This window comes from Paenarthrobacter sp. AB444, assembly GCF_028736865.1.
GTDB classification, from domain to species: domain Bacteria; phylum Actinomycetota; class Actinomycetes; order Actinomycetales; family Micrococcaceae; genus Arthrobacter; species Arthrobacter nicotinovorans_B.
The window spans coordinates 199,931-215,993 of the sequence record NZ_JAQZBY010000005.1 but is presented as its reverse complement, the minus strand read 5'-3'; the positions used below and the strand labels follow the sequence as shown (position 1 = coordinate 215,993).

Annotated in this window: 16 protein-coding genes; 9 read left to right on the top strand and 7 right to left on the bottom strand. The window is 63.3% G+C overall.

Annotated features, from left to right (window positions below; genetic code table 11):
- Positions 1 to 274: 274 nt before the first annotated feature.
- From PQ627_RS08920 to PQ627_RS08895, 6 genes are all read left to right on the top strand, one after another.
- Entirely contained in the window at positions 275 to 553 is a 279-nt protein-coding gene (locus PQ627_RS08920; RefSeq protein WP_274260182.1) for a hypothetical protein, read from the top strand.
- 237 nt (positions 554 to 790) lie between these two features.
- The gene (locus tag PQ627_RS08915) at positions 791 to 2,767 is read left to right on the top strand and encodes an amino acid transporter (RefSeq protein ID WP_274260181.1); all 1,977 of its coding nucleotides are present in this window, start codon (positions 791 to 793) and stop codon (positions 2,765 to 2,767) included.
- A gap of 97 nt (positions 2,768 to 2,864) precedes the next feature.
- Entirely contained in the window at positions 2,865 to 3,695 is an 831-nt protein-coding gene (locus PQ627_RS08910; protein ID WP_274260180.1) for an oxidoreductase, read from the top strand.
- 180 nt (positions 3,696 to 3,875) lie between these two features.
- Entirely contained in the window at positions 3,876 to 4,046 is a 171-nt protein-coding gene (locus PQ627_RS08905) for a hypothetical protein (RefSeq protein ID WP_186313584.1), read from the top strand.
- A 258-nt stretch (positions 4,047 to 4,304) separates the two neighbouring features.
- On the top strand, positions 4,305 to 5,435 hold the full coding sequence (locus PQ627_RS08900; protein WP_144661333.1) for a glycosyltransferase: 1,131 nt from the start codon (positions 4,305 to 4,307) through the stop codon (positions 5,433 to 5,435).
- A gap of 6 nt (positions 5,436 to 5,441) precedes the next feature.
- Positions 5,442 to 5,633 carry a hypothetical protein gene (locus PQ627_RS08895; RefSeq protein WP_144661332.1) on the top strand — a complete coding sequence of 64 codons (192 nt, stop codon included), beginning with the start codon at positions 5,442 to 5,444 and terminating at the stop codon, positions 5,631 to 5,633.
- Here PQ627_RS08895 and PQ627_RS08890 read toward each other — a convergent pair.
- Positions 5,630 to 6,955, bottom strand: coding sequence for a hypothetical protein (locus PQ627_RS08890; protein WP_274260230.1), 1,326 nt, complete (start codon positions 6,953 to 6,955; stop codon positions 5,630 to 5,632). The genes PQ627_RS08895 and PQ627_RS08890 overlap by 4 nt on opposite strands.
- Positions 6,956 to 7,238: 283 nt before the next feature.
- Between PQ627_RS08890 and PQ627_RS08885 the strand changes: the two genes are divergently transcribed.
- A complete protein-coding gene (locus PQ627_RS08885; protein ID WP_274260228.1) occupies positions 7,239 to 7,715 on the top strand; it encodes an NUDIX domain-containing protein in 477 nt (158 codons plus the stop codon).
- Here PQ627_RS08885 and PQ627_RS08880 read toward each other — a convergent pair.
- The 3 genes from PQ627_RS08880 to PQ627_RS08870 are packed head-to-tail and all read right to left on the bottom strand — an operon-like array spanning position 7,712 to position 9,144.
- Positions 7,712 to 8,491, bottom strand: a complete 780-nt coding sequence (locus tag PQ627_RS08880; protein ID WP_274260174.1) for an alpha/beta fold hydrolase — start codon at positions 8,489 to 8,491, stop codon at positions 7,712 to 7,714. The genes PQ627_RS08885 and PQ627_RS08880 overlap by 4 nt on opposite strands.
- A gap of 27 nt (positions 8,492 to 8,518) precedes the next feature.
- Positions 8,519 to 8,710, bottom strand: coding sequence for a helix-turn-helix transcriptional regulator (locus PQ627_RS08875; RefSeq protein ID WP_274260172.1), 192 nt, complete (start codon positions 8,708 to 8,710; stop codon positions 8,519 to 8,521).
- Positions 8,707 to 9,144, bottom strand: coding sequence for a hypothetical protein (locus PQ627_RS08870; protein WP_274260170.1), 438 nt, complete (start codon positions 9,142 to 9,144; stop codon positions 8,707 to 8,709). The genes PQ627_RS08875 and PQ627_RS08870 overlap by 4 nt, the downstream gene beginning before the upstream one ends.
- A gap of 76 nt (positions 9,145 to 9,220) precedes the next feature.
- Here PQ627_RS08870 and PQ627_RS08865 point away from each other — a divergent pair, with 76 nt between their 5' ends.
- Positions 9,221 to 9,790 (top strand): MOSC domain-containing protein, encoded by a 570-nt coding sequence (locus tag PQ627_RS08865; RefSeq protein ID WP_274260169.1) that lies wholly within the window; start codon positions 9,221 to 9,223, stop codon positions 9,788 to 9,790.
- Positions 9,791 to 9,967: 177 nt separating this feature from the next.
- On the top strand, positions 9,968 to 10,681 hold the full coding sequence (locus PQ627_RS08860; RefSeq protein ID WP_274260167.1) for a hypothetical protein: 714 nt from the start codon (positions 9,968 to 9,970) through the stop codon (positions 10,679 to 10,681).
- A gap of 7 nt (positions 10,682 to 10,688) precedes the next feature.
- Here the strand turns inward: PQ627_RS08860 and PQ627_RS08855 are convergent, their stop codons facing one another.
- The 3 genes from PQ627_RS08855 to PQ627_RS08845 all read right to left on the bottom strand — a co-directional run bounded on the left by PQ627_RS08855 (position 10,689) and on the right by PQ627_RS08845 (position 16,030).
- The gene (locus PQ627_RS08855; RefSeq protein ID WP_274260164.1) at positions 10,689 to 12,656 is read right to left on the bottom strand and encodes an ABC transporter ATP-binding protein; all 1,968 of its coding nucleotides are present in this window, start codon (positions 12,654 to 12,656) and stop codon (positions 10,689 to 10,691) included.
- Positions 12,653 to 14,389: an ABC transporter ATP-binding protein gene (locus PQ627_RS08850; protein WP_274260163.1), complete on the bottom strand. Its 1,737-nt coding sequence runs from the start codon at positions 14,387 to 14,389 to the stop codon at positions 12,653 to 12,655. The genes PQ627_RS08855 and PQ627_RS08850 overlap by 4 nt, the downstream gene beginning before the upstream one ends.
- Positions 14,390 to 14,500: 111 nt before the next feature.
- Entirely contained in the window at positions 14,501 to 16,030 is a 1,530-nt protein-coding gene (locus PQ627_RS08845; protein WP_274260161.1) for a CYTH and CHAD domain-containing protein, read from the bottom strand.
- Between the last annotated feature and the right edge of the window lie 33 nt (positions 16,031 to 16,063).

Here is a 16,063-nt window from a genome sequence, read left to right as displayed (position 1 = left end):
CGTTTCGAGAGACGGCCGGGGCTTTAACGATACGCCCGCAGCAGCGCTGCCGTCCCGGCGTCGTAAGTCCCGTACCTTCCCCACCTGCTTTGCCGCGCCGTGAAGCGATAAGCAACCGATATGGGGTAATTTTCCCGCGACGCCTCCCGAAAGAGGGTCGGGAAGGTACGCATGGACGTTCGACGGCGGTCGGCGCGCCAAGCCTCTGGTCCGCGGCCCCAATAGCGGATATTGTAAGTTTACTGATGAATTTGGAGCCAGCGAGGAGGACACCGTGACCGAGAAAGATACGGAACGCACCACCGCAAGCGAAGACACCCTGGATCCGATCACCCACCCCTTCGACCAGACCAATGGCTTGGCCGATGACCTTGAGGGCGACTCGGACGGCACGGCTGAGAGCGACACCCGCAGTGCGGCCGAGCGCTCGGACCAGGACGAATCAGGTGCCGGAGTCTTCGAAGGGGACACGTCTGAGGACGCCACCGGACCGGAAGGCCGACGGGGACCGGGTGCCGTGCCGCCCCTGGGTGGTTCGCTCGGCCAGCACTGACAAGCCCGGCCTCACTCGAATGCTTTCTCACATACCACCCCTTTCCCGTCGACCCTCTATCACCACGTGAGAGAGGGTCGGCCGGAAGCCGGGGTTATGTGAGAGAGGGCGCGCCGGACCTCCAGTTTCCCTGCCGCGTTAAGGACTCATCAAGAATCCTCCCGGTCCGGTACCAAGCATCCTTAGCGGTGCTATGTTCAGCTCAGATTGAATGAGCGTAGGGCTGGGAGGAAACCCATGACCACGTTAAGCAGGCCCCCGGCAGACCCGTCAGCGCAGGGGCCCAAGGGCTGGACATCGTTCCGGACCTGGCTTCTGTTCGGCCTGCAGGACAACAAAGGGCGACACCCCGGGCCAGGCGGCGTCAGCGCGGCCCATGAAAAGAAGCACCACTGGTGGCAGGTCATGTGCCTGACGGGTGTGGACTACTTCTCCACATTGGGTTACCAGCCGGCCATCGCTGCGCTGGCAGCAGGGGTGATCTCGCCGTTGGCCACCATCGTCCTGGTTGCCGTGACCCTGCTCGGTGCACTGCCTGTGTACCGGAGGGTGGCTGGCGAGAGCCCCCGGGGCGAGGGTTCCATTGCCATGCTGGAGCGGCTGCTCCCCCGCTGGGGCGGCAAGCTCCTGGTCCTGGTGCTCCTGGGCTTCGCAGCCACGGATTTCATGATCACCATGACCCTGTCCGCTGCCGATGCCACAGCCCACCTCATCCAAAACCCGGTCATGCCCGGCTGGTTGCAAGGCCAGAACGTGCTGGTGACCTTGTTCCTCTTGGCTCTCTTGGCGGCGGTGTTCCTGCGCGGGTTCAAGGAAGCGATCGGTGTCGCCGTTGTCCTGGTGGTCCTCTACCTCGGGCTGAACGTGGTGGTCGTCGCCACCACGGTGGTGGAAGTGCTCACCCATCCCACCGCGGTGGGGAATTGGTGGCAGCTGCTGTGGACCTCGCACGGCAACCCGATCATGGCCATAGCGATCGCGTGCATTGTTTTCCCTAAGCTCGCGCTCGGCCTCTCGGGCTTCGAAACCGGCGTTGCCGTGATGCCGCAGGTCCAAGGCGATCCGGAAGACACCGAGGCCAAGCCCACAGGCCGCATCCGGGGTACGCGGCGGATGCTGACCACAGCAGCCTTGATCATGAGTTCCTTCCTCATCACGTCCAGCTTCACCACGGTGGTCCTGATCCCGGAGCGCGAGTTCGAAACGGGCGGCCAGGCAAACGGTCGAGCCTTGGCATACCTGGCCCACGAGTACTTGGGCCTCGGCTTCGGAACCATGTACGACATCAGCACCATCGCCATCCTGTGGTTCGCCGGGGCCTCCGCCATGGCCGGCCTGCTCAACCTCGTCCCGCGCTACCTCCCCCGTTACGGCATGGCTCCCGACTGGGCCAAGGCAGTCAGGCCGCTGGTTCTCGTCTTCACGCTGGTGGGGTTCTTCATCACCGTGGTCTTCAATGCCGACGTCGACGCCCAGGGCGGTGCGTACGCCACCGGCGTCCTGGTGCTCATGACCTCAGCCGCCGTGGCAGTGACACTGTCCAGCCGCCGTGGTCATCAACGCAAGCGGACCATTGCCTTCGGTGCCATAGCCACGGTCTTCGTCTACACCACGGTGGCGAACATCGTGGAGCGCCCGGAAGGCATCCGGATCGCGGCCGTCTTCATCGCGGGAATCATCGGCATTTCCCTGCTGTCCCGGGTGCGGAGGTCCTTTGAGTTGCACGCCACGCATGTCCACATGGACCGCAACGCCCTCGAATTCATCCTCGACGACGACTCAGGTCCCATCCGGCTCATCGCCCACGAGCCCCGCAGGCTCACGGCCGAGGCGTACCGGGAGAAGCTGGTCTCGGCCATCGAGGTCAGCCACCTCCCCCTCAACTATCACGGTATGTTCCTGGAAGTGGTGCTGGACGACACCTCCGATTTCGAGACAGAGCTCTACGTCAAGGGCATCGAACGCCACGGCTACCGGATCTTGGAGGTCCACGGTCCGGTGGTGGCGAACACCATTGCCTCCGTGCTGCTCCATATCCGCGATGTCACAGGCCTGATGCCCCACATCTATTTCCGCTGGACCGAAGGCAACCCGATCACCAACCTGCTGCGTTTCCTGTTCCTGGGCGAGGGCGAGATCGCCCCAGTCACCCGTGAAGTCCTGCGGGAAGCAGAACCGGACGTGAGCCGGCGCCCGTGGGTCCACGTGGGCTGATCTTCACAGTGGCCCTGTCAGTACCTGTTAACGCAGGCACTCCCTCAGCCGTGGGGAGTAGCGTTCAGTTGGATAGGTCAACCATGAAAGGAACCACATGACTACCTGGCTCATCACTGGCTGCTCCACGGGACTTGGCCGCGCACTGGCCCAAGCGGTCCTCGCGAAAGGCGATAACGCCGTCGTCACCGCCCGCAACACTGAATCCCTGCAGGACCTCGCCACGGAGTTCCCGACGACGGCACTCGCCGTAGCGCTCGATGTCACCAACCAGTCCCAGGTGGACGCGGCCGTGAAGCAGGCGGAGGAACGCTTTGGCGTCGTTGACGTCCTGGTCAACAACGCCGGGTACGGTTACCGCGCTGCTGTTGAAGAGGGCGACGACGCCGATGTCCGGGCCTTGTTCGACACCAACGTTTTCGGTCCCGTCGCCATGATCAAGGCCGTCCTGCCCGGCATGCGTTCCCGCCGTTCCGGTGCGATCGTGAACATCTCCTCCATCGGGGCGCGGATCTGCCCTCCCGGTTCGGGGTACTACTCGGCTACGAAGGCTGCACTGGAAGGCATCTCGGGCTCCCTGCAGAAGGAACTGGCACCCCTGGGGATCACCGTGACGGCCGTGGAACCGGGTGGTTTCCGGACCGACTTCGCAGGCCGGTCCCTGACACAGTCAGCCGAAGCCATCGACGACTACGCCGAAACCGCGGGCAAGCGCCGCAAGGAAAACGACACCGTCCACGGCACCCAACCAGGTGATCCGGACAAGGCCGCGCAACTGATCATCAGTGCCGTCGACGCCGACGAAACACCGGCATTCCTGCTGCTGGGAGCCGACGCTGTTTACGCCTACAACGCCGTGGAGGAAGCCATGCGGGCCGAGGTTGAGCGGTGGCGCGAGCGCAGTGCCGCCACCGGTTACACGGAGTAATGAGGAACGTGTAATCGGTCACACTTGGGCCGTTTGGCTTGTTTTTCGGGGTGGGCAGCATGAACCATGAATGAGGGAATCCGTTCCCATACAAGCTGAATCAGCAATCCTCACCGACGAGGATGCGGCCCCGGGCGAAGAGGCTTGGGGCTGTCAACGGCCTGAGTGAAAGTACTGACAATGACGACACATACTGACTCCATCACGCTGAAAATCTGGGACAAGTCGGCCATCGACCACACCATCGATGCCGCCATCCAGTCCCTCTCCCACCGCGCTGCCGCTGAAAACTGCGGAATCGCCGTGACCCTCAGCGGACCGAAAACCTTCACGGTTGCCCTGAGCCGCTAAGCAGCTCGAAACAAACGCAAGAGGACGACGCCGGGACCTCCCGCCGTCGTCCTCTTGCGTTTAAAGCGCGAGTTCGCTGGAAGCCAGCGAAACCACCCGCAATTTTCCCCCGTTCCCGCACCACTCCCACGAACTCGATTGCCGGTAAGTCCTGAGCAAACCTTGAGTTTTCCTTGACGGTTTGCCTGCCCCTTTCTTGCGTTCGCGTTGGAACTCTAAATGAGACAACGCAATCAACGCAGGAACGGAGGGGTCCCCATGCTCACCGACAACACAGTCCACACTGATGCACCGGACCCAGCCGTGGCGCCACGGGGAACCCACCGTGCAGCCGGTGGCGTAGTCACCGTGCTGGTTCCGGCCCACAACGAATCCGCCGGCATCACCGAAACCCTCGTCTCCCTGAACAACCAGAGCCACCGGCCTGATCGCGTGATCGTGGTGGCCGACAACTGCACGGATGACACCGAAGAGCTCGCACTGGCTCAGGGGGCAGAGGTCATCCGCACCGTCGGGAACAAGGACAAGAAAGCGGGGGCACTCAATTTCGCCCTCAGCCGGCTGCTTCCCGACGCCGATCCCGAAGACCTGATCCTGGTCCAGGACGCCGACTCCCAGTTGGCTCTGGACTTCATTGAGAACGCCAAGGCAAACCTCCTCAGGGACGAATTGCTCGGCGCGGTAGGCGGGGTCTTCAGCGGCGGCCCCGGAGGCGGCTTCGTCGGTCACCTCCAGCGAAACGAATACGCCCGCTACGCCCGCGATGTGAAGCGCCTCCACGGCAAGTGCCTGGTGGTGACCGGCACCGCTGCCCTCTTCCGCGTCAAGACACTTCGCGACGTCGCTGCCGCCCGCCTCCAGGGCACACTGCCGCCCGGCAACGGCAACGGCGGCATCTACGACACGTCCGTCCTTACCGAGGACAACGAACTCTCCTTCGCCCTGCTGACACTGGGCTACCGTATCGCCTCTCCGGCCAACTGCACGCTGGTCACGGAGGTCATGCCCACGTGGCGTGAACTGTGGGCACAACGGCTCCGGTGGAAGCGGGGCGCGGTGGAGAACTGCGTGCAATACGGATGGACCAAAGTGACCAGGCCCTACTGGGGCCGTCAGTTCCTTTCAATGATCGGCGTCGTAGTGACGCTGGCCTACTTTGGTTCCATCCTCTTTGCACTCATTTCAGGGATGGGGCTCAACCTCCAGCCCTTCTGGGTTGCAGTCACCGGCATCTTCATCCTGGAACGCATCATCACTGTGCGTTTCCGGGGCTGGAGGTACATGCTGCTGGCCGCGACCATGTACGAAACAGTGATCGACGTCTTCCTCCAGGCCGTCCACGCCAAGGCGTACCTGGATGCAGCATTCAACCGTAAGAAAGTTTGGTAGTTCCCGATGTACAACAACCCAGTAAATCCCATTGCCGGAGCAGCCGCTGGCGGAATGGGATCAGGCACGCTCGCGATGACCGGAGCGGGCGATCTGTTCTGGTTCGCCCTGGCCGCCTTTGCCATGCTGGCTTTGGGACTGGCGATTAAGAGGATCGTTCCCGTCCGGGCGGACAAGAGCCTGCCTTCCGCGTCCTAGGGAACCATTGCCGTGCTGGCCGAGAACTTGGACACCGTGGTGTAGCCGGCCTTGGATCCCGTGACCCTCACACTCATGGTGTCCGCTTGGTCAGCCGCGACAAGTTTGTAGTTCTTGGACGTTGCCCCGGAAATGGGGGCGCCGGAGCGGTACCACTGGTACGCCAGCGAGGTCCCGGATGTCCACGTTCCCGGGTTGGCGGTCAACATTGAACCCACTGTGAGGTTACCGCTGATAGTGGGGGTGGGAGCCACCAAGGTTCCCGCCACCACTGCCGCCGTTGGTGCGGACTCCTTCGTCGCCGAGGCATAGCCGCTCAGGCTTCCCGTCACCCGCACGGTCAGGGCGGCACCTTGATCGGAAGCGGCCAGGACCCGGGTGGGAGCTGTGGCCCCCGAAATAGCCGTGCCGTTCTTGAACCACTGATACGCCAAAGTGGTTCCGGCAGGCCATGCGCCCGGGACGGCCGTGAGCGTTGATCCGACGGCGGCATTGCCGGTGATGGTGGGAGTCGGTCCGGTGAGCTGGTTGGCGGGGACAAAGGAGAAGTCCCTGACAGTGACGGACTCCGGCGCAACATGGGCCGGGTCTCCACCGCCACCGCCGGTCACCCACAGGTTGAAGTGGATCTGTTCCTTGGCGGGCGTGGGAACGGTGGAGCCCTCCAGGACGGTCCTCTTCAGGAGTGGCCCGTTGTAGCCTTCACCCGCAAACGTCTCAAAGGTGATCTTGCCCGGCTCCCAGACCATTCGATGAGTGAGGATCGGTGCATTCGTGACGTCGAAATTGACCGTGTTGTTGCCCTGCCCGGGAGGCAGGCTGGCATCGAACCAGTACCCATGTCCCTGCGTCACAGGCCAGCTCTCGCCATAGGCGCCACCTCCGCCCCACGCCGAGGCCTCACAGAGGTCGATCTCCGTGTACCCGGGCGTTGCGTTGGGGTCATAGGTGAACAGGCAGCCCCACACCGCTTCCTTTTGGAGCGCACTGACGTCCTTTTCCACCGTGGTGCTGTACGTCCCGTAGCCGAAACCTTCACGCGTGGATTGGAATTCTGCGCCCACTGGGGCCGATCCCGTGGGATTGCTGATGGACAGCTTCACGTAGCCATTCGCGTCAGGATTGCTGACATTGTTCGGATCCCACGTGCCGTTGTACATGGGTGCCCCGCCCCAGAACCGCTTCTGCCAATTGAAACCTTTCCACGCGAAACTGCCCACAGGGCCAGGATCATCGGCCATGGGCGTTGTGTCCGCCGCGTGCGACGGACCTGTTCCCGCAAACATCGACAAGGCAACCGCAGCAACAACGGCCACCCCCATCATTCTTCTTCCCCCACGTGGAAGGAGCCTCACTGCAAATGCCATAGCTGTTTCCTCCTGCTGATGCGCCCAGAATGCCAGCGGCTGGTCCCGCTGGCCGCAATACCCTCCACCCCCGAAGAAGGTACAACTCCTCGATTATCAGGGAGCCGCAGTCCTGTCGGAAGCGAAATTGGCACCCGAAATCCCGGAATTAACATCGATTGGATAACGGCGGGGTCCATCGGCGTAGCCTTGAGGTGTTCTTGTGAAAGTGCAGGCAGCATTTGGCCCGGGAGGCACCATCAGTATCCACAGCGCAGGCATCATCCTTTACCGCCGCAACAGCACAGAACAATTGGAGCTCTGGATAGCCCATATGGGAGGGCCCTTTTGGGCCAGGAAGGACCAGCACGCCTGGTCAATTCCCAAGGGTGAATTTTCCGACGACGAAGACGCGCTGACTGCCGCGCGTCGTGAATTCACCGAAGAAATCGGCACTCCTCCCCCATCGACCGAGTACGTTTTGCTGGGCACATTCCGTCAGCCCTCAGGAAAGCTCATCACCGCTTTCACCGCTGAAGCCAACGATTTTCAGCCTGAGGAGATTGTCAGCAATACTTTCCCGATGGAATGGCCCAAAGGCTCCGGCGCCATCAAGGAATTCCCGGAGATCGACGACGCCCAGTGGTTTGAAGAGTCCGTGGCCCGCACCAAGCTCGTCAAGGGGCAGCTGCCTATTGTGGATGCCTTGGTCCGTCACGTTGGCGCGGCGGGCTAGCCGCTCCTGCGTTCAATGAACTGCCGGATCCACTCGACAGTCTCGGGATGGTCCAGGTGCAGCCCATGCCCCGCGCCGGGAACCCTGACGAGCACGGAGCCGGGGATGTGCCCGCGGAGAAGCTGGGCGTTAAGCAAAGGAGTCAGCCTGTCCTCGGTGCCATGCAGTATCAGCGTCGGAGACCGGATGGCGCCAAGCTCACTCCAGGCATCGTGTTCGCGGCTGGCCTTGAAGTGACGCGCTTTGGCCCACGCCGAAGCCCGGGAATTGAAGAAGGTGTGGGTCGCTTCGGGGTTGCTCCGGGCCCATGCGGCGTCGAAGAAGAGAGGTTCAAGACGGCTCATGTCGCCGCTTACCAGTGCTTCCAAGGCAGCCTTGTGCGGCATGGTCGAGGTGTCGGGCCACTTTCCCCCACTGGTAGCCGCGAGGGACAAAGTCCGCACTTTTCGGGGCTCATCGATCGCCAGCCACTGCCCGATGCGCCCGCCCATCGAATGCCCGTACACGTGTGCTGAATCCGCGTCGGCTGCGTTCAGGACGGCCACTGCATCTTGTGCGAGCAAGCGCGTGGTGTAGCGATCAGCTTCACCCTTGCCGCTGAGGCCAATCCCCCGGTGATCAAAGCGGATGACGCGGTAAGAGCGGGACAGAAGCTCCGCCGTCGGGCCCCAACCGTCCATGGCCGTCGCCTGTCCGGCGATGAGCAGCATCGGCTCGCCCTGGCCTTCAGACGTCCACGCGAGTTGTGCGCCGTCGGCCGCTTCAGCAAAGTTCACGGTGCCCACTGTATCTGTGCGGGCCGATCACTCTGCAGTGAAGATGTCCTCGATGGCGCAGCCAAAGGTTCGCGCGATGAGGAAGGCCAAAGGCAAGGAGGGGTCGAACTTCTCCTTCTCGATGGAGATGACGGTCTGCCGGGACACTCCGAGCGCGGCGGCCAGGTCCGCCTGGGTCCAGTTGCGGCCGGCACGACGCTCGGCGAGGTTGTTCTTCACTTAAGAGCTCGACGGCGGATGGTCACGTAGCGGAGTCCGGCATCCGCGGCGCTGAGGGCAACAAGTCCCAGCAGCACCGGGAGGGCGTCAATCTGGAAACGACCGATGGCCAGCACCAGCGCAGCAACGATCGTGGCCACCAGGACGTCCAGGAAGGCCCCCGCGCCGGCCTCGCGCATCCATTGCAACTCGACGCTCTGCTCGCCGTGGGAGTCGCGGGTGACGGTGTTGTTCGAGACGAAGATCCGCACCCCGAGCGAGAGGGCCGGGTATGCCGAACACAGAGCGCCGATCCCTGCTGCGGGCCAAAAGTCACCCGGGTTGGTTGCTCCGACCACTACCGCAACCGCGATGGTCAGGACGGCGCCGAAGATGGCGGCCAAAACGTAGTGCTGGGCAGGCGCCCGACGTGATGTAAAGGAAGCTTTACTCATGAGCAAAGTAAAGCACGCTTTACATAGCGGGACAATGGGTCCTGCGCTGCGCGGCAACAGGGGCTAGCGTTGGAGCATGACTGAGTACAGGTACGACGTCGAGGTGCTGCACCTTTTGGTGTCGCCGGGGCATGCGTACTTTGGCCGCGCGCGCGAGGGGGCGGCTGACGTTCCAACGGACGACGTCGATCAGGCTGAGTTGGTTGCCGGCAAAGGCATTGTTGGGGACAGGTTCTTCGGCAAGGCCGCCCATATGGATGCCGCGGTGACGCTCTTCGCCATCGAGGCATTGGAAGCCATTGCCGCCGAGCTTGGAGCCGGGCCTTTCGATCCCCTTCTGACCCGCCGGAACGTTGTGCTGCGCGGAGTGGAGCTCGCTCCCCTGCTGGGCCACGAGTTCGGCCTTGAGTCCGGTGGAGATATGGTGCGCTTAAAGGCCGGGCGCCCGGCCCACCCCTGCGCCTGGATGGACCAGATGCTGGCTCCCGGTGCGCACAAGGCGATGCGGGGGCGGGGTGGTGTCCGGTGCCAGGCGGTGTCCGGCGGATTGCTGCATCGCGGGCCAGCCGTTCTGCTCAGCCCGGTGCCGTTGGATCCCACCAAGGCCGGCGATGCGAACGTGCTGCGGCCATCGCGGTTGCCCTAGCTCGGGGCCGCGTGCCGCGTGCCGTGCCGCCACGACCTGCTTTGAGGCCTTGTAAGTCCAAAATCACCACGAAAAGGTTGATTTTGGAGCGACTTGGTCTCAAAGAAGGTCGTGAAGGCACGCCCAGTATTAATCAGGAGCCTGTCTTTCTCCACGTGGGCCACATAGGGTGATCTGGTGGAGACCGCAAGACGCAGGAAGACAGTAAGCAGCAGGCTACAAGCCTTGGCCGGCACGGCGTTTGCCGCCATGTTCAAAGCCATCAAGGTTGTACGACCCCACAGGCCGATCCACCCAAAGGGAATCCGGCTGGTTGGCACCCTTGACAGGGACAAGGGCACACGACAACCTTCAGGCATTCCCTGGCTGGATGCCTCAGGAAGCACGCAAGTCGATGCCCGGATCTCCCGATCCATCGGGCCACCGGACGCCTTCCCGGACATCATTGGCCTCGCAGTGCGTTTCACGGAGGGCAAACGATCTGACATGTTGCTGGCCACCACCGGCCCCACCGGGCTGGGCCGTTTCATCCTCCGGCTCCGACGCGACGCGGCGGGCGCTGTTTTCTCCAGCATGATGCCCTACAAGTCGAATAAGGGCCCAGTCCTCATCGCCGCGCGGACCATTGGAGGACCGGAAAAACTGCCCATGGACCCGGGCGCCTTCCGATCACTCCTTAGCGAAACGGCCTGGACGTTGGAACTCCACCATGCAAGCCCCCTCGGGTCTTGGACAAGGTTTGGAACCTTGACGCTCAGAGTCGCCGATCACGCAGAAGACACCCACGAACGCTTCGACCCGGTCCTGAATCCGCTGCCCACGGCTGGGACCTACGGCTGGACCAGGCGACTGCGCGAACCCTCCTACGCAACCGCCCGCCGTCGAAAGTAATCCTGCCTCAGACCTCCGCCACCGGTGCCGCGAACTGGGCTTCGTACAGCCTGGAGTAGGCCCCGCCGGCAGCCAGCAGCTCCGAGTGGGTCCCCTGCTCCACGATCTGCCCGGCCTCCATCACCAGGATGAGGTCGGCGTCGCGGATGGTGGAGAGCCGGTGGGCAATCACAAAGCTGGTCCGGTCCGAGCGCAGGGCGTTCATGGCCTTCTGCACCAACACCTCGGTCCGGGTATCGACGGAGCTCGTGGCCTCATCCAGGATCAACACCGATGGCCGGGACAGGAACGCCCGGGCAATGGTCAGCAGCTGCTTTTCGCCGGCCGACACGTTGCTGCCCTCGTCGTCGAGGACGGTGTCGTAGCCCTCGGGCAGGGACCGGACAAAGCGGTCCACATAGGTGGCCTGGGCTGCTTCCACAATGGCAGATTCGGAAGCATCCGGCTTGCCGTAGGCAATGTTGTCCCGGATGGTCCCACCGAACAGCCACGTGTCCTGGAGGACCATGCCCATCCGCGAGCGCAGTTCCTGCCGGGACATGGTGGCGATGTCCACGCCGTCCAAGGTGATCCGGCCGCCGTCGAGCTCGTAGAACCGCATCATGAGGTTCACCAGCGTCGTCTTGCCCGCCCCGGTGGGCCCGACAATGGCGATGCTCTGCCCGGGCTCGGCCACCAAACTGAGATCCGTAATCAGCGGCTTGTCCGGCGAGTAGCTGAAGGAGACGTTCTCGAATACGAGCCGGCCTCGACCAGGCCCCGTGTCAGAGGCAGGAGGTTCAGCCGATTCTTCCTCCTCATCGAGTAGATCGAACACGCGCTCGGCCGAGGCAACACCGGATTGCAGCATGTTCGCCATGGACCCGAGCTGCGCCAGAGGCATGGTGAACTGCCGTGAGTACTGGATGAACGCCTGCACATCGCCCAGCTGCATCGCCCCGGAAGCCACCTGCAGGCCGCCCACCACGGCAATCCCCACATAGACGAGGTTCCCGATGAACGTCATGGCAGGCATGATCAGACCGCTGACGAACTGCGCACCGAAGCTCGCTTGGTAGAGTTCGGCGTTCTTGGCGCGGAACTTCTCCTGCACCTCGTTCTGCCGTCCGAACACCTTCACCAAGGCGTGCCCGGTGTAGGTTTCCTCGATCTGCCCGTTGAGCTCTCCCGTGTTCTTCCACTGCGCGACGAAGAGCTTCTGCGAGCGCTTGGCGATCAGCATGGTGATGCCCAACGTCAGCGGGATGGTGACCAGGGCGATCAGCGCCAACAGGGGCGAGAGGATGAACATCATCACCAGCACGCCCAGCACCGTCAGCAGCGAGGACACTACCTGGCTGATGGATTGTTGGAGGCTTTGGGAGATGTTGTCGACGTCGTTGGTCACCCGGCTGAGCAGCTCACCGCGCTGGATGGAATCGAAGTAGCGAAGCGGGAGACGGTGGATTTTGGCTTCGATGCGCTGGCGGAGGCGGTACACGGTCCGCTGTACGACGCCGTTAAGGACGTACGCCTGCATCCAACCGAATGCTGAGGACAAGACATACAACGCAAGCGCCCACAACAGCACGGAGGACAGCGCACCAAAGTCGATCCCGACGCCGGGTGTCAGGGTCATGGCGCCCAGCATGTCCGCTTTGCTGTTCTCCCCTGAGGCGCGAAGCCCCGCGATGACCTGTTCTTTGGAGACGCCGGCGGGCAGCTGCTTGGACACGATGCCTGCGAAGATCAGGTTGGTCCCCTCGCCCAGGAGCCGCGGACCGATCACGGACAGCGCAACGCTTGCCACGGCCAACACCAGGACCAGGCCAAGCCAGAGTCGTTCCGGTTGCAAGGTCCCCAGGAGGCGGCGCGCCGAGCCTTTGAAGTTGGAGGCTTTCTCGGCGGGCACGTTCATCCCCGCGAACGGTCCACCCCGCCCGGGGCCCATCGCCGGACGCTGGGGGCCGCGCGGTCCGGCTGATACAGCGCTCATGCTGCCTCCTCCGCTGCCAGCTGGGACGACACGATCTCCCTGTACGTTTCGGATGTCTCCAGCAACTCTTCGTGCGTTCCCTGCCCAACGATCCTGCCGTCGTCGAGCACCAGGATCCGGTCCGCGTCGGCGATGCTGGACACGCGCTGGGCGATGATCACCAAGGTGGCGCCGTTCGTGTGCCGTTTGAGCGCTTGGCGCAGCCGGGCATCCGTGGCGGTGTCCAGGGAGGAGAAGGAATCGTCGAAGATGTAGAGCTCAGGCTGTTTCACCAGCGCCCGGGCTATCGCGAGCCGCTGCCGCTGCCCACCTGAAACGTTGGTGCCGCCCTGCGAGATGGCCGCATCGAGCCCGCCTTCCATCCCGCGCACGAAATCATCGGCCTGGGCCACCCGCAACGCCTCCCATAGTTCGTCCTCTGTGGCATCCGGCTTACCGTAATGAAGGTTGCTGCGGACAGTGCCGGAGAACAAGTACGGCCGCTGTGGAACCAAGCCGATGTGGCCCCACAGCAGATCCGGGTGAAGGTCACGAACATCTACTCCGTCCATCCGGACAGAACCGGTGGTGGCATCGAAGAGCCGGGGCATCAGATTGACGAGCGTGGTTTTGCCGGCGCCCGTGCTGCCAATGATCGCCGTCGTTTGCCCGGCCAACGCGGTGAAGGTGACACCGCTCAGCACGGGCCGTTCGGCACCCGGGTAGGCGAATCCGACGTCGCGCATTTCCAATTGGCCGCGGCGGCGGCCCGTGAGGGAAACAGGGTTCGACGGCGGCCGGACACTGGAGTCGGTCTCCAGCACCTCGCCGATGCGGTCGGCGGAGACGGAGGCGCGCGGGATCATGACTGCCATGAAGGTTGCCATCATGACCGACATGAGGATCTGCATGAGATAGCTCAGGAACGCAATCAGGGTTCCCACTTGCATGGAGCCGTCCTCGATGCGGAACGAGCCGAACCAGATCACCGCCACACTGGAAACGTTCATCACCAGCATGACCACAGGGAACATGAGCGCCATCAACCGGCCAGCCCGCAGCGCAACGTCCGTGACGTCGTCGTTCGCCCTGCCGAAGCGGGAGACTTCCATGTTCTCGCGCACGAACGCCCGCACCACGCGGATGCCGGTGAGCTGCTCTCGCAGGACCCGGTTGACGGCGTCGATCCGGACCTGCATTTTGCGGAACAGCGGCACCATCCGCGACACGATCAGGCCCACCGCAACCAGCAGCACCGGCACGCACACGGCGATCAGCCACGACAACTGGCCGTCCTGGCGCACCGCCATGATCACGCCGCCGATACTGAGCATCGGCGCAGTGACCATAAGCGTGCACGACATCAGCACCAACTGCTGCACCTGTTGGACGTCGTTGGTGGAGCGGGTAATCAGCGACGGCGCGCCGAACCGGGTGACTTCCTGCTCCGAGAATTCGCCCACCCTGCTGAAGATCGCGTCACGGACATCCCGGCCCATCCCCATGGCTGCCTTGGCACCGAAGTACACCGCGACCACGGCACAGGCGATCTGCAGGAGCGTGATCAGCAGCATCAGGCCGCCCATCCGAAGGATGTATTCCGTGTCCCCGGCGGCGACGCCGTTATCGATGATGTCGGCGTTCAGGGTTGGCAGGTACAGGGATGCGATCGACTGCGCCAGTTGAAAAACGACGACGGCGACCAGCAGCCGCTGATGCGGCCGAAGGAAGCGAACCAGTACCTTCCAGAGCATGCTGTCTCCGAGCCTCGATGTGAACCGAAGGCCAGTTTACGTCTGGTTGCTGCGGGCAACTAGAGGCAATCAGGGCGCCGCAGCATGGCGGGGCCAGCGCCGGCTCGCAGGCTACTTCTTGAGCCGCAGCTTCAACACCTTGGCACTCTTTTTCAGGTACTTCCGCTGCGCAGCATCCGAAACTGTACCTTCAACGGCATACAGCACCCCGTAGGTGAACGCCGCGTTCCCCGCACCGGCTGCCGAGCCGAGATCCAGCAACTCACGGCGCGCCATTACGCTGTCCTGATGGGTGCCAAGGATCGACTGCACGTTATGCGCGGCCTTGCCCAGCTTGGCTGCGCGTTTGCCATGGACGCTTTCCGCGGCAGCAGCAGCGAACCGCAGCTTTTTGGCGGATTTCCGCACGTTATGGAAGGCCTCGTCGCGTGAATGCCCGACGGCGGCCGCCACCGCCGCGTCGTGGCGTTTGCGGAGCCGTTTGACCGCTTTGTTGACGAGCTTCGCGGTGGCTTTCCGGGCCGGCGCCTTGGCTTTTTCCGTCAGGGGAGGTGTGTCGATGAAAGCCTCAAGGTCATCAAGAAGCCGGAAGTAGTTTGGACTGGTCAACCGCGCTTGAATGGCTGCCTTCGCGGTGTCTGCCCTGACCTCCATCCGCTGCTCCAGCTCCGCGTGCAGTGGGCCCAGGACGAGCTCCTCGGGCAGTTCATCCAGGGAAGCGCGCAGGTGTTCGTGCAGGACTTCCGTGTCACGGTACCTGCCCAGTGTCTCCGCCAACGACTTCAACCCCTGTTCGAGTCCGGCAACGGGTTCGGGCTCGAACATCTCACGGTAGCTGTGCAGGACGGAGCGGATCCGCCGCGTGTAGGCCCGCAGCTGGTGAACGGAATCGTCCCGGTGCAATCTGACGTGGGCATCCTGGAGGAGCAGGCCGGCCAGCTGCGCACGCAGATAGCTGAGCACTGGAACGGATGCCTCGGTCTTGCCGGCCTTCTTGTCCTTCTTCTCCTCGGCCTTGCCGGTCACAGGCCATTGCCCGCCCAGAGCCGTGGCCAACTTGGACGACCGCTTACTGGGAGTCGCGCCGGCCTCGGAAAGTTGCCGGGTCAGCTCGGCCAGCAGAGCATCGCCCGTGCCGTCGGAGGCCGCCAGTTCCACTTCCCACTCCCGCCATTGCAGCTCGTGGGCCTCCCCCACGGTCACGTTGGCGCGGACATGGTCATCGACGAAGTCAGCCACACGTTCTCCATGGCCTCCATACAAGGCGTAGCTCGTGCGCTCCGTGCGCAAGGTTGCCACCACCGAGACCGCGTGGGCCCGCGTATAGGCGAGCACCCGGTCCATGAGTTCGGTCGGCACAACATCCTCGCTGCCCAAGGGAGCATGGATTTCCGTACGTTTGCCGGGGCCGAGCGGAAGTTTCAGGTGCCAGCCCGCGTCGTGCCCTCCAGTGCGGCGCCGCAGGGTGATCCCGTGCCTGGCAAGGGCAAGCTGCCTAGTGTCGAAGTAGCTGGCTTCGAGCGTGTGGGTCACTGGTTCGCCGACTTTTCCGACGCCGTCGATGGTCTCCAGCGTCGGAAGCGGAGTGGACTCCACGGCGTCGAATTTTTGCTCTGCTTCCACGCTGCTGGACGTTGCCATGGCCCTCTTAACTCCCTCGTTGCGACTTGCTCC